13 protein-coding genes and 1 other annotated feature are annotated in these 14,348 nt (G+C 36.6%); of the genes, 5 read left to right on the plus strand and 8 right to left on the minus strand.

Annotated features, from left to right (window positions below; all coding sequences use genetic code 11):
- Positions 1-169 precede the first annotated feature (169 nt).
- Together ACIQXW_RS19160 and ACIQXW_RS19165 are read left to right on the plus strand one after the other, a co-directional pair.
- On the plus strand, positions 170-577 hold the full coding sequence (locus ACIQXW_RS19160; protein ID WP_173478079.1) for a globin domain-containing protein: 408 nt from the start codon (positions 170-172) through the stop codon (positions 575-577).
- Positions 570-1,379 carry a ClpXP adapter SpxH family protein gene (locus ACIQXW_RS19165; RefSeq protein ID WP_340826282.1) on the plus strand — a complete coding sequence of 270 codons (810 nt, stop codon included), beginning with the start codon at positions 570-572 and terminating at the stop codon, positions 1,377-1,379. Before ACIQXW_RS19160 ends, ACIQXW_RS19165 begins: the two co-directional genes overlap by 8 nt.
- 613 nt (positions 1,380-1,992) lie before the next feature.
- Here the strand turns inward: ACIQXW_RS19165 and pepF are convergent.
- The 4 genes from pepF to spxA all read right to left on the minus strand — a co-directional run bounded on the left by pepF (position 1,993) and on the right by spxA (position 6,715).
- Positions 1,993-3,810 carry an oligoendopeptidase F gene (gene pepF / locus ACIQXW_RS19170; RefSeq protein WP_402764762.1) on the minus strand — a complete coding sequence of 606 codons (1,818 nt, stop codon included), beginning with the start codon at positions 3,808-3,810 and terminating at the stop codon, positions 1,993-1,995.
- A 108-nt stretch (positions 3,811-3,918) separates the two neighbouring features.
- On the minus strand, positions 3,919-5,040 hold the full coding sequence (locus ACIQXW_RS19175; protein WP_402764765.1) for a competence protein CoiA: 1,122 nt from the start codon (positions 5,038-5,040) through the stop codon (positions 3,919-3,921).
- Positions 5,041-5,213: 173 nt separating this feature from the next.
- Positions 5,214-5,882: an adaptor protein MecA gene (mecA, locus tag ACIQXW_RS19180; RefSeq protein ID WP_340826286.1), complete on the minus strand. Its 669-nt coding sequence runs from the start codon at positions 5,880-5,882 to the stop codon at positions 5,214-5,216.
- A 437-nt stretch (positions 5,883-6,319) separates the two neighbouring features.
- On the minus strand, positions 6,320-6,715 hold the full coding sequence (gene spxA / locus ACIQXW_RS19185) for a transcriptional regulator SpxA (RefSeq protein WP_024362527.1): 396 nt from the start codon (positions 6,713-6,715) through the stop codon (positions 6,320-6,322).
- A gap of 493 nt (positions 6,716-7,208) precedes the next feature.
- Positions 7,209-7,440 (plus strand) — a binding site (T-box leader).
- Positions 7,441-7,505: 65 nt separating this feature from the next.
- On the opposite strand from spxA, the gene trpS reads away from it, so the two are divergent.
- Both trpS and ACIQXW_RS19195 read left to right on the plus strand, forming a co-directional pair.
- The gene (gene trpS, locus ACIQXW_RS19190) at positions 7,506-8,495 is read left to right on the plus strand and encodes a tryptophan--tRNA ligase (protein ID WP_401021186.1); all 990 of its coding nucleotides are present in this window, start codon (positions 7,506-7,508) and stop codon (positions 8,493-8,495) included.
- A gap of 15 nt (positions 8,496-8,510) precedes the next feature.
- Positions 8,511-8,819: a hypothetical protein gene (locus tag ACIQXW_RS19195; RefSeq protein ID WP_402764769.1), complete on the plus strand. Its 309-nt coding sequence runs from the start codon at positions 8,511-8,513 to the stop codon at positions 8,817-8,819.
- On the opposite strand, the gene ACIQXW_RS19200 is transcribed toward ACIQXW_RS19195, so the two are convergent.
- The 3 genes from ACIQXW_RS19200 to ACIQXW_RS19210 form a co-directional block, all read right to left on the minus strand.
- Positions 8,803-9,033 carry a YuzI family membrane protein gene (locus tag ACIQXW_RS19200; protein ID WP_340826291.1) on the minus strand — a complete coding sequence of 77 codons (231 nt, stop codon included), beginning with the start codon at positions 9,031-9,033 and terminating at the stop codon, positions 8,803-8,805. The genes ACIQXW_RS19195 and ACIQXW_RS19200 overlap by 17 nt on opposite strands.
- Before the next feature lie 95 nt (positions 9,034-9,128).
- Positions 9,129-10,370 carry a beta-ketoacyl-ACP synthase II gene (gene fabF, locus ACIQXW_RS19205; protein WP_340826292.1) on the minus strand — a complete coding sequence of 414 codons (1,242 nt, stop codon included), beginning with the start codon at positions 10,368-10,370 and terminating at the stop codon, positions 9,129-9,131.
- A 30-nt stretch (positions 10,371-10,400) separates the two neighbouring features.
- On the minus strand, positions 10,401-11,339 hold the full coding sequence (locus ACIQXW_RS19210; protein WP_340826293.1) for a beta-ketoacyl-ACP synthase III: 939 nt from the start codon (positions 11,337-11,339) through the stop codon (positions 10,401-10,403).
- Positions 11,340-11,711: 372 nt separating this feature from the next.
- Here ACIQXW_RS19210 and ACIQXW_RS19215 point away from each other — a divergent pair, with 372 nt between their 5' ends.
- Positions 11,712-11,906 carry a YjzD family protein gene (locus ACIQXW_RS19215; protein WP_340826294.1) on the plus strand — a complete coding sequence of 65 codons (195 nt, stop codon included), beginning with the start codon at positions 11,712-11,714 and terminating at the stop codon, positions 11,904-11,906.
- A 56-nt stretch (positions 11,907-11,962) separates the two neighbouring features.
- Here the strand turns inward: ACIQXW_RS19215 and ACIQXW_RS19220 are convergent, their stop codons facing one another.
- A complete protein-coding gene (locus ACIQXW_RS19220; RefSeq protein WP_402764774.1) occupies positions 11,963-14,089 on the minus strand; it encodes an ATP-dependent Clp protease ATP-binding subunit in 2,127 nt (708 codons plus the stop codon).
- Positions 14,090-14,348 lie beyond the last annotated feature (259 nt).

The following is a 14,348-nucleotide window of genomic DNA, read 5'->3' on the forward strand; positions in this document are numbered from 1 at the left end:
TCCAAAGTGCTCTTTGTTTGTGTAAACGAATGGACGTTGATAGAATGAAGGTAGTCACAAGATATTCACATTTTTCTATTCAACATAGTATTAGCTAAAATTGTACATCAACATATTGATTTGCACTTTACGATATACTTCCTATAAAGAATAAAAGGAGCATTTACTTATGAGTCGAAAATACACTGTTCCTTATGAGGAGCTGGGCGCTGAAAAACTTTCTGAACTCATACATGCGTTCTATAAAAGAGTTGCACAGCATCCTGAACTTATACCAATCTTCCCAAAAGATTTAACAGAGACAGCACGCAAGCAAATTCAATTTCAAACACAGTATTTAGGTGGTCCAAATCTTTTTACTGAAGAGCACGGACATCCAATGATGCGTGCGCGTCATATGAATTTTCCAATTACACCCGATCGTGCCCAAGCTTGGCTAGAATGTATGGCTGAAGCAATGGATGAAGTTGGCTTGGAAGGGAAGTTCCGTGAAACCTATTACCACCGTTTAGTATTAACAGCTCATCACATGATTAATACACCTAATGACGATGAGGGGGAATTATTACGTGAATAATATTCAAATGTTGCAAGAACCAACACCGACGATTTCTACTGCTAATAAGCCAATTGAATTGTATATTTTCGTAGATCCACTTTGTCCTGAAGCTTTTAGTATGCAATCCATCATTCGTAAACTACAACTAGAGTACAATCATTATTTCTCATGGCGTATTGTCTTAAGCACAGAGCTTTCTTCACTTAATTGTCTGAGCAAGCGCATGAAAGGTTGTGAATCAGGGATTGAGCTGGATATTAATCACCCTGTTTTACCTTCTATAGCTATAAAGGCGGCAGAATTACAGGGGAAACGCGCAGGAGCTCGTTATTTATCGAAATTACAGGAATATGTTGTACTGAACCACCAAGATGTAAATTCCTATGCTACGCTTTTAAAAATAGCCGAGGATGTTCAATTAGATATGAATGAATTTGTAGTAGACTTTGGCTCAAAAGAAGCCGCACGCGCCTTCCAATGCGATTTGTATATAAAGCGGGAAATGGAAGTTGATGAAGTACCTAGTATCGTATTTTTCAATGAATGCATTGAAGATGAAGGTCTAAAAGTGAGTGGTAGCTATTCCTATGAGGTTTATGAGCATATTTTAGAAGAGATGATGAACGAGCAACTTATACGCCAAACGTTACCAACGATTGAAGAGTTGTTTTCAAAGTTTCAAACACTTTCTACAAATGATATAGCTTTTATTTATTCTTTAACAGAACAAGCAGCTGAACGTGAATTAAAAAAACGTATGCTTCAACAAAAGATAGAACGTATTCAAACAGATCACGCTACACTATGGCGTCTTAAATAATGCAATTATACTTATATTCCAAAAGGTTAGGAACTCGCTCATTATATGACAGAGACCTATCCTTTTTTTTGTTTTATAAAACTGGTAATTAGATTAATTGATTTTCTACTGCTAAGAAAAAGCAGTGCGTCAAAAACATTATTGATAGTGGAAAGATTGTTTCAATAGTCTTAGCAATAAAATAATGCACCACTAGCAAAAATAGTAAAAGAGATAGTTAGTAAAAAAACTACTAAAGGCACAAAGACGTTTTGCTAATAGCAACAAAGACCTAAAATAAAAGAGACGCCTCTATCCTCGACAGATAGAGACGCCTCTTTTTCACAAAGGGGATGGGAGAAATGTTCACGTTCAAACAAAGGGGTGTATGTTTGTTTTGTGATTTATTTCACAAGATTCACTTTATCATGGAATAATAAATTAAGCAATGTATCCTGCTTTAGATTCACAAATTTGTCATATAGAAAGCGATTACAATACAGTATTTTTTCAAGATGGTTACTTTTTTTCATTTGTAAATCTAAGAAAATCATTATTAATTAAATTTTTCTAGAATGACCTATTCCACTTAGCAAAGAAAATGGCTGTAGTAAGATTACTACAGCCACATAAATTAATTATTTAACAATAACTTTTCAAGTTCATTTAACCGTTGTTCAAATACGTTACAAGCATCATCAATTGGTTTTGCCACATTCATATCAACACCTGCTGCTTTTAGCACTTCAATTGGGAAGTCAGAGCAACCGGCTTTTAAGAAGTTATTAATATAACGTTCTACAGCAGGTTCGCCTTCCTCCAAAATTTGCTTACTTAATGCAGTGGCAGCAGATTTTCCTGTAGCGTATTGATATACATAGTAATTATAATAGAAATGCGGAATACGTGCCCATTCCAGACCGATTTCCTCATCAATTACGATTGCATCTCCAAAATAGAGCTTATTTAAATTATAATATACTTCCGTTAAACGTTCCGCTGTTAATGATTCCCCATTTTTGTCCATCTGGTGTATTATATGTTCAAATTCTGCAAACATTGTTTGTCGGAAAACCGTACTACGGAACTTGTCTAACCAATGGTTTAATAAATAAATTTTCTGCTGCGGATCTTCTATTGTTTTTAGCAGATAATCATTTAACAATTCTTCATTACATGTAGAGGCTACTTCAGCCACAAAAATTGAGTAATCCCCGTAGACATATGGCTGATTTTTACGTGTGTAATAACTGTGTACACTGTGTCCAAATTCATGCGCTAATGTGAATAAATTATCTACATTGTCCTGCCAGTTCATAAGAATGTAAGGATTTGTACCATAAGTACCAGATGAATAAGCACCACTAGTCTTACCTTTGTTTTCCATAACATCAACCCAACGATTATCGAAGCCACTTTGAACAATGCTTTGATACTCTTCACCGAGTGGTGCTAGCGCCTTCACTAAAATATCCTTAGCTTCCTCATATGGCACTTTCATGTCAACTTCCTGGACAAGTGGTGTAAATAAATCCCACATATGCAATTCATCCACACCTAATAACTTTTTACGCAAAGCAATATAACGCTGCATAGCTGGTAGATGCTTGTGAATTGTCTCTACTAATTGGTCATACACACTTTCTGGGATAAAGTTATTTGACATCGCAGCATGACGTGCAGAATCATAATTACGAATATTGGCACTTACGTTATGTTTTTTTACATTGCCTGTCAAAGTAGCAGCAAATGTATTTTTAAAATTGCCATACGTTTCATACATCGCTTTAAATGCTGCTTCACGCACTGTTCTATTTTTACTTTCTAAAAACTTAATGTAATTGCCATGTGTGAGCTGAACTTCTTCCCCGTCCTCATTTTTCACTGTAGGGAAAACTAAATCTGCATTGTTCAACATACCAAACGTATTTGAAGCAGTGCCTGTCACCTCAGCCATCTGCGCAAGTAATGCTTCTTGTTCAGCAGGTAATACATGAGGGCGAGTCATTGAAATTTCTTTTAATGATTGCTTGTATAATTGTAAATCTTGATTTTCTGCTAAATAGCTTTCGATTGTTTCTTCACTTAGCGATAAAATCTCAGGCGTTAAAAATGAGAGTGCCGTTGAAATATTTGTCGCTAGCGTTTGAATACGACCATACAAGTCTTGATACAAACTATTCGTTTTATCTTGGTCATTACGCATATGCGCATACGTATACAGTTTCATTGTACGCTGATAAATTTCATCGTAATAAGTTAATACTGCTAATAAGGCATCGGAACCATTTTTTAAAGTACCTGCATAGCTAGGTGCTTTTTTTGCCAGTTCTGCGACCTTCTTAAACTCCTCTTCCCATTGTGCATCAGTGGCAAAAATATCTTCCAATCGCCAAGTTAACTCTACTGGTACTTCATTTCTTATTAAAACTCGATTGTTGTTACTAGCCATGAGCCAGCCCCCTTTATATATGACTTTCCTTTACTCTAAACATTTTCTCAATATATTGCGACAATTGCAAATAATAATCTACCTACCTTTTCCTCCTCATGAGGTTTCTTAAACTTTTATATGACTATACAAATGCTCATATACTTTTCCCAAAATTTCCATACTGTATTTTTCTTGAAGGAAACTATACCCTAACAGTTTTCCATAGTTTTCAATAGCTTGCACTCTTAAATTTGTAGGCTCTAAATTGAGTAGCGTAAGAAACAATTGAATTTCTTCTTTACTCATCTCATATGGTAGTAACTGTCGTTTTCTGCAAAAATCCAACAAGATTGCTTGCCATTCAATTGAAAAAATCGGAATAGCTTTTGCATTTATAACAGGTACACCTATATAATGCGGCAACGCATTGAGCGAAAATTTTAATTCATAGCAGCTTCGTAGAAAAAGGTCTTGTACGCCTTTTTTACTTCGCATTAAGCGTTGCTTCACATACTGTTGACACATTCTTTTATAAATATGCCAGTAAACAATAAATGCTTCATACGTAATTGACTTCGGCTCATAAAATGGAAAGTATTGTGTTTCAAGTGGAATATCGAGTACGTTCGCTATAAAAGTATGCCCGTGAACATGAAGAAGATTCGTCCAGTAATTAAATTTAGCTGCTCTCGCATCATATGTAACTAAATATGGCACATTGTTTGATGAATAACTAATAACGTTTTGGTGGATGGGAGAAATTCTAATTTTTTGAATAGCTTGCGTTGTATAACTGTTTTGTGGTGTTTGAAAAAGCCATAAAGCTTGGATATTATTTTTCTCATATCCCCCAGTTCGTAACTGCCAGTTTTCATTTGTTATCGCGCTACATTGAAATTCAAGCGCAATTGCTCGTTGTTTACTTTGTAGTAAAATATCCGGTCGTTGAGACAGTGTCGTTAAAAATGGCTCCAGCTCTACTGTATGCCCGAGTGATTTCAACCATTCAAATAATTGAATTTTTCCTCGCAAATGGAGCAGTGATTCTCCTTCTGAAAATCGTCGTTCACAAGATTGGCTAGCAATATGAGCAAAATGCGGGATATTGAGCTGACCAATTTTTAATTGAACAGGCTGCTGACATTGAGGGCAAAAAAATTGTTGATATTGGCGATACATTTGCAGAGCTTCTCTCGAATGTTGATATGAGACAAATAATTGCTGCTGCTCTGTATAGGCAATTAACATGGCAATCTTTCTCCTTTTTGCACCCATTGTAAAGAAAGTTATCCTTTAAGCCAACTAAATATCTGCTTTTCTTTGAAATTTGATTTTTACCACATAAAAAAAAGACTGTAGACATACTCAAATCTTTGAGTGTGTCTACAGTCTGAAAGTTCCTGATAAGAAGCTAAAAGATGTTAACTAAAATATTTTCGAACAGTTTCGAAGCAATCGTATTCCATAATTTTTTCGCCATATTCTTCAAGACGATGAATTGTGAAATTGGAAGGGCTTAAAAACTCTTTAATGACTGCGTTCTTATCATGACGATTTAAATCGTCATCTGCGTTTGCAAAGTCTACTACTAAATAGTAACAACCTTCATATTTGAATAATGAGGAATCCACTAAGTCGTCTGTCATCCGTTTTGCAACGGGGATTAACTCATCTATATCTTTAAATTTATAAACATAAATGTCTGTATCCATAAATAACTCTGATTCATCCATGTCACCAAATTGAGTTAATTGACTAAGAAGATCCTCTCCAACTTCGTCGAATGGGGCAAACATACTTTTTTGTTCATCATAATGTGAATGACCATCTAATGTTTCACCGTCTTTTAAAATATGTGCACGTGTGACAATGATTTCTAAGCCTACTTCCGACGCATTGATATGAATCCAAATCGGACCTTCTACATCAAAATAATCTTCCGTATTCACTTCATCAATCATATCCCAAAAAAGTTGCTCACCCTTTGCTCGGTTGTACCAAATTTCTTCACGACTATAGCCGCGATCCTCTATATCATTGTACGTAATAAAGAGCTTGAGTGTATTTTCATTTACACGTTCGATGTCCACTAGACCTCATCTCCCTTCACTGTCATTTGTCGAAAAACAGTATTATTTAATTAGTATGCTTTGATTCATTGTTTTTAACCTTCATACTCCCTTGTTTTTCAACCTTTGACCACACCACAGAAAGTCATCGAGTAACTGTAATCATAAATTTTTTGTTCACAGTTGTCTCTAATTCTATTGTATGCTGTTCTTTCATAAAATGAAAAGGATATACACCATTTCAAAGAAGATATTTGAATTATTGAAATTGTAGTAAACTATTTAGATTAAATCAAGTTTAACATACTTTTAGGGAAATATATGACTTTTACCTATTAATTATTAGTTTTGTTTGAAGGTTTTTACATAAGTAAAACATAAAAAAATAGATGTCACAACATGCATGCTTCTGCATTTGTAACACCTAATACATTTATTCTATGCAATATAGGAGGATTTTAGTTCACCATGCGCTGTGCTTCTTGTAATTGATAAGCCCGAACCTTACGTGGTAAAAATCGTCGAATTTCATCTTCATTATAGCCTACTTGCAATCGTTTCTCGTCCAAAATTATTGGGCGTCGTAATAAGCCAGGATATTCTTGAATTAGTTCATATAAGCGTTGTAATGGTAAGCTTTCAACATCTACATTCAATTTTTGGAATATTTTGGAGCGAGTTGAAATAATTTCATCTGTTCCATCCTCCGTCATTCGTAAAATTTCTTTAATTTCACTAATGCTTAACGGTTCAGAAAAAATATTACGTTCTGTATATGGGATTTCATGCTCCTCTAACCATGCTTTCGCTTTACGACAAGACGTACAACTTGGTGATGTAAATAAAGTAACTATCATACTGACACATCCTTTCTCTTTGTTTTCGTTATCTATAAGCCACTTTGTTAAATTAGAATTAATGTAATGTAAAACTACAGTTCCATTATACAGCACTCTGCTGTATTTGAATATAGTTCCAAGGAAAAAAAGAATGCATAGTAAATGACTTTGTTACAAAATATTCTGTCTTTTAATACTACCTTAAAGTATCTAATTCCTTTGCATGTCCAACGAACTAATAATAATATTCCCATTAGCACATCATTTTAAACATGGATATACGGAAAGTAGTTGTTCTCAATTAAAAAATACAAACGAGAATAATGTCACTTAGACGTGTACAATTATGACGCTACTTTCCAAATGTAGGTTGCTTTTTTTTACAAAACTAAAAAAATTCAGTCTAAAGACTGACTTTTCAGGCTTGCATTTAGCTAAGTCTTTATACTATAATGTGGTGCAATAAGAAAAGCGCATTTTGCGCATTACCTCTACATTAATAATGTAGTTAAAAACGCTGACGAAGAGTAGTACATATGCAATATACATGTATAGAGAGTCTGTGGTTGCTGGAAACAGATCATGTACGCATTTGGAATGGACTTCCGAGTTAGCTTTGTGAACGTACAAGTAAGCACTTGATACCTATTAGCAAAGCTCGTCTCTTCACGTTACGAAGCTAAGTGGCCTTTTTGGCAAGCAGGGTGGTACCGCGGATTCGAACATCATTCGTCCCTTCATTAGTAAAATCTAATGAGGACGCATGATGTTTTTTTATTTTTCGAACCCCGAGGAGGAACTTATTATGACAACAATTTTTTCAGGCGTACAGCCAACTGGTATTGTGACATTAGGAAATTATCTTGGAGCATTCAAGCAATTCCCAGCTTTACAAGATGAAGGGAATGCCATTTATTGTATCGTTGACCAACATGCAATTACCGTTGCTCAAGATCCAAAAGAGCTACGTCAAAACATTCGTAATTTAGCTGCTACTTATATCGCTACTGGTATTGACCCTCAAAAGTCCACACTATTCATCCAATCAGAAGTACCTGCCCATGCCCAAGCAGGATGGATGCTACAATGTGTCGCTTCTATCGGTGAGCTAGAGCGCATGACGCAGTTCAAAGATAAATCCCATGGTAAAGAAACAGTTTCTGCAGCACTTTTAACATATCCACCATTAATGGCGGCTGACATTTTATTATATAACACGAATATTGTTCCTGTAGGAGACGATCAAAAGCAACATATTGAGCTAACACGGGACCTTGCAGAGCGCTTTAACAAACGCTATGGTGAAGTTTTAACAATTCCTGAAATTCAGTTACCAAAAGCAGGTGCTCGCATTAAATCTTTACAAGAGCCTACAAAAAAAATGAGCAAGTCCGACCCAAATACAAAAGCAACAATTAAGCTTTTAGATACAGCTAAGGATATTGAGAAAAAAATCAAATCAGCAGTAACTGACTCTGATGGTATTGTGGCTTTTGATGTTGAAAATAAACCTGGCGTTTCAAATTTATTAACGATTGAATCGGCTATTACAGGTGTATCTATTGATGATTTAGTGAAAAAATATGATGGTATCGGTTATGGTGGCTTTAAACAAGGTGTGGCGACAGCAGTTATCGATCATCTTACACCAATTCAAGAAAGATTTTATAACCTTGTAGAATCCTCTGAATTAGATATCATTTTAGATGCAGGCGCAGAAAAGGCAAATGCTATTGCTAGCGCAACTTTAAAGCGCATGGAACAAGCTATGGGCTTAGGTCGCACACGTCGCTAAGAAAGGAATTAGCATATGCACTGTGAACATTGCAATAAAACAATCAAAGCCTTACTGTTAGAAAGTGACTTTGGTGCAGATCCATTATGGTGTGGCCATTGTCGCGCTAATTTAGAATTAGAACAGCTTCCTTTAGGAGAGGTGTTATTAGCTGATCTGACGACATGGATGTGTAAGTTTGGTGAATGGATTGATCTTGAAACAGATTCATTTATCGAAGGTATGGAATACTTAGCGAAAAATCATGATGAGCAAGGTGAAGACTTGGCCCAAAAAGTAGCAGTAGAATTAGCGGTGCCCGTAACATTTATGCCTTATCTTTAAGATTAGCTGTTCGATCAAAACCAAAATCGAGCACAACGCTACAAAGTACAATACAAGCTCCAATTGCCATATAAAATTCTGTCGTATGCATAATAAATTTAAAGACAACTGACCAGGAATAACCAAGAGTCCGGTAATTTAAATATAAAATTAAATTGCCAATGGAAAGTATCATTAATCCATAGCTCATTAAAAATATAAAAAGACGAAACAAATAAACGGCATCCTTTCTATTTCTTCTTACTTTCTTTTCTATTCGCTAGCTTTTAAAAAAAGACGTCAGCCTTGTAAATTAGGCTGACGTTTTTTTTATTCCTCAATTTTTTTAAATAATAGACTTGCGTTATGACCACCAAAACCAAGTGAATTACTCATTGCATATTCAATGTTCGCTTCACGAGCTTCATTCGGCACATAATCTAAATCACACTCTGGGTCTGGCTCTGTTAAATTGATTGTTGGCGGTAAAATGCCCTCTTTCAATGCTAGTGCTGTAAAAATGGCTTCCACACCACCAGCTGCACCTAGTAAGTGACCTGTCATTGATTTAGTAGAGCTCATCGCTAATTTATAAGCATGTTCTCCAAAAGCAGTTTTTACTGCTTGTGTTTCAAATAAATCATTGTATGGTGTACTTGTACCATGTGCGTTAATATAGCCAACTTGTGAAGGGTCTACTCCACCATCTTCTAATGCTTGAGTCATCGCACGTGCAGCACCTTCACCTTCTGGAGCTGGTGCAGTAATATGATGCGCATCTCCAGTTGAACCGTAACCAAGAACTTCTGCATAAATTTTTGCGCCACGCGCTTTTGCATGTTCATATTCTTCTAAGATAACAATCCCTGCACCTTCACCAATAATAAAGCCGTCACGATTTTTATCAAATGGACGAGAAGCTGTTTGAGGATCCGTATTTAACGATAATGCTGTATTCGCACAGAAGCCTGCAACCGCCATCGTCACGATTGGTGATTCAGCTCCTCCTGAAATCATCACATCAGCATCGCCACGTTCAATTACTTTAAATGCATCACCAATTGAATTCGTACCTGATGCACAAGCTGTTACTGAACAAGAATTGATGCCCTTAGCTCCAAAGTGAATAGACACTTGACCTGAAGCCATATCTGGAATCATCATTGGAATAAAGAATGGACTAACACGTCTTGCGCCACGCTCTTGGAACGTTAAAAATTGTTGTTCATATGTTTCCATGCCACCGATACCAGAGCCAATCCATACACCTGCACGTGGTGCTAATTCTTCATCGATTGTAAGCTGTGCATCTTCCATCGCCATAATAGACGCTGCTAGTGCATAGTGCGTGAAACGGTCCATTTTGCGAGCTTCTTTACGTTCAATATACTTTTCAATATCAAAGTCTTTTATTTCAGCAGCGATTTTGGCAGCAAATAGATCTTTATTTAAGCGCGTTAATTCACCAACGCCTGATTTACCAGCCTTGATGTTTGCCCATGTTTCTTCGATGCTATTCCCTAGTGGTGTAACAGCGCCAATTCCTGTAATTACTACTCGTCGTTTACTCATTGTCTTACTCCTCTCAAGCAATTTTCTATGTTATTTTCCCCATCTCATTGCAACGGCACCCCATGTTAAGCCACCGCCAAAACCGACAAGTACTAATAAATCATCATCTTTTATTTTACCTGCTTCAAGCTCTTCTACTAAAGAAATACCAATAGAAGCTGCTGATGTATTGCCATATTTGTGAATCGTTTTTGACATTTTTTCTGCTGGTAATGCTAATCGTTCACGTGCGGATTCCATAATTCGAATATTTGCTTGATGTGGAATTAAAAAATCAACATCTTCTTTTGTTAAACCAGCTTTGTCTAATACATTAACTGCTGATTCACCCATTTGACGTACAGCAAACTTAAATACTTCACGACCGTTCATCGCAATTGTCTCTTGCTGCGTTAAATAAAGATGCTTACCGCCCGTGCCGTCTGCTCCAAGCTCAAATGATAAAATCCCTCTACCTTCTGATACAGGACCGACAATGGCAGCACTTGCTCCATCACCAAATAAAACAGCCGTATTGCGATCTTCCCAATCAATGACTTTGGACAGCTTTTCAACACCTACTACTAAGACATATTTATAAGCGCTTGATTCTACAAATTGTTTTGCTGTCACTAAGCTATATATAAATCCTGCGCAAGCTGCTGCTTGGTCCATCGCTGCTGCATTTACAGCGCCAATTTGCTCCTGAACCATACATGCTACACTTGGAAATGTTTGATCTTGTGTTACAGTTGCTACAAGTATTAATCCTATTTCTTCAGGTGTAATACCTGCTTTTGCAATAGCATCTTTCGCAGCTGCTACTGCTAAATCTGAAGTTTCCTGATTATCTGCAGCGAAATGACGTTCTTCAATTCCTGTACGAGTTCGAATCCATTCATCCGAAGTGTCCATAATTTTTTCTAAGTCAAAATTCGTAACGACCTTTTCAGGAACGTATCTGCCTAAACCTATAATACCTGCGTTCATATAGCAACCCCTCTGCTTTCTTACTATCAATTATTAGTAACTGGTCATAATTATAACTCATAATGAAGGAATGGTGCAAGGTGAATTAAATTAAGTATACCAGATAGTAGTCGTTCAATCGCTGGTAAAAGTACTACTATCGCCGATTGAAGTCTCTTAGTCGCTGGTAAAACTTCTGTTATCGCCGATAGAACTTGTTCTATCGCCGCTTAAATAATTCTCTTCTACCGACAAGCTAAAATGTTGTTACAAAATTGCCATAAATCACCGCTCTGTATGCGCCACTTTTTGATAAAAGGTTCTTTTTTTTTCGACTTATGTTATGATATGATAATGTATATGTAATAAAAAAGTTCGGTTGAGGTGAATTAAATGCAATATATCGTAACGTTCATATGGTCATTCTTACTAGTTTCAATGTTAAACTACGTAGTAAGTGCTGTAATCGGAGTACCATTTGATTTCCAAACTGGTGCGATCCTTTCATTGGTATTCTCTGTACTTATTTTTGTTATTGGCGCAATCATTCCAAACGAGCCAACTCCAGAAGCTGCAGACCACCATTAATCAATATCATAAAAAAACCTGTCTCGCCTAATGCGAAACAGGTTTTTTTCTATTTGTTATTTTTCGACTACACACTGACCATTTTGCATTTTAATATGCAAAGTCTCTCCTGGTAGTACTTCGCCACGCAATAACTCCTTGGCAACTGCTGTTTCAATATACCGTTGTACAAAGCGTTTTAATGGACGTGCCCCAAACTGCGGATCTGCTCCTTGTTCAACAACCCAATCTATTACTTCTTGAGCAACATCTAATGTAATTTCCTGCTCAGCTACACGTTTTACAAGCTGCTCAACATATTTCCAAGCAATCGCAGTGAAATGTTCTTCAGATAACGCATGGAACATAATAATATCGTCCACTCGGTTTAAAAGTTCTGGCTTAAAGTGCTGACGCAGCGCTGCCATTACTAAATCCTCAACTCCAGCATCATCTTCTTGTGCTTCCATTAAATAGCTAGAGCCTATATTGGATGTTAAAATAATTACGGTATTTGTAAAGTTCACCATTCGTCCCTGACTATCTGTAATGCGCCCATCATCTAAAATTTGCAATAATATGTTCGCTACATCAGGATGAGCCTTTTCAATTTCATCGAGTAATACGACAGAATACGGATTACGACGAACCGCTTCAGTTAATTGTCCACCCTCTTCATAGCCGATATAGCCTGGAGGTGCACCAACAAGACGTGATACGCTATGTTTCTCCATATACTCACTCATATCAATTCGAATAAAATGCTCCTCGGAATCAAACAACTGTGCAGCAAGTGCCTTAGCGAGCTCAGTTTTACCTACACCTGTTGGCCCTAGAAATAAAAAGCTACCAATTGGGCGATGTGGATCTTTAATGCCTGCTCGGGCACGCCATACTGCTTCTGTAACAAGCTGAACAGCATTATCCTGTCCTACAACCCGTTCATGTAACGTATCTTTTAAACGCAGTAATTTTTCACGTTCACCTTCAACTAACTTTGTTACAGGGATACCTGTCCAACGAGATACAATTGATGCAATTTCGTCAGATGTGACTTCTTCACGCAAAATACGTGTCTCACTACCATTTTCTAGATGTTTCTCCATCTCTTGAATCTCTTTTTCAAGCGCAGGAATTTTGCCATGTCGTAATTCAGCAGCTTTATTTAAATCATATTTACTTTCCGCTTCGTCTAAATCTCGACGATATTTATCAAGTGATTCACGTTTTTTCTGGATGCCTTGCAATGCTTCTTTCTCTGCTTCCCATTGTTTTCGCATCCCTTCTGATGAATCTTTAAGCTTTTTTAACTCTTCTTGTAATTGCTCAAGACGTTTTTTACTAGCTTCATCTTTTTCTTTACGCAATGCTTGTTCTTCAATTTCTAACTGCATTATACGACGAGTCACCGCATCTAGTTCTTGCGGCATCGAATCAATTTCTGTTCGTATCATCGCACATGCCTCATCAATTAAATCAATCGCTTTATCTGGTAAAAAACGCTCTGTAATATAGCGATTTGAAAGCTCTGCAGCAGCTACAATAGCCCGATCATGAATACGTACTGCATGATGCAGTTCAAAGCGTTCTTTTAAACCACGCAAAATAGAAACGGTATCTTCAATAGACGGTTCACGAACAAGCACTTGTTGGAAGCGGCGTTCTAAAGCTGGATCTTTTTCAATATACATACGGTATTCGTCTAGCGTAGTAGCGCCTATACAGTGGAGTTCCCCACGCGCAAGCATAGGCTTCAACATATTTCCAGCATCCATTGCTCCGTCTGTTTTACCAGCACCAACAATTGTATGGATTTCATCGATAAATAAAATAATGCGCCCTTCAGATTCTTTTACCTCTTTTAGTACGCCTTTTAATCGTTCTTCAAATTGACCACGATAACTTGCACCAGCTATTAATGCACTCATATCAAGCTCGTACAATACGCACTCTTTTAATCCTTCTGGAACATCACCTTTCACAATACGTTGTGCCAACCCTTCTACAATGGCTGTTTTACCTACTCCTGGTTCACCGATTAAGACCGGGTTATTTTTCGTTTTACGCGTTAAAATTCGAATCACATTGCGAATTTCTTCATCACGTCCAATTACAGGGTCCATTTTGCCGTTTTTTACTTCTTCAACTAAGTTACGACCAAATTGCTCTAATGGTTTTTTATCATCAGTTTGTTGAAATTGCATTGTAGCACTCCTCTTCTCTCTTCTTTTTTATATCTTTACCCTTATTCTGATTCCATTAAAAGTTTGACCTTTTTTGACTAACTTTATTTTACAACAATCGACAAATCGTAGCAAAAAAAAAGCTCAAAAATATTTTACTGAAAAATGGAAAATTACGTTATAATAGTGGTATGTTTCGTTGTTTTAGTATATCGAAATGATTATCGTCATCCTTTTGTAATACAGGTAATTTTTATTACAAAAAGAAAGAGATGTGTTT

The organism is Lysinibacillus sp. NPDC097162 (assembly GCF_044762185.1).
In the GTDB taxonomy this organism is placed as follows: domain Bacteria; phylum Bacillota; class Bacilli; order Bacillales_A; family Planococcaceae; genus Lysinibacillus.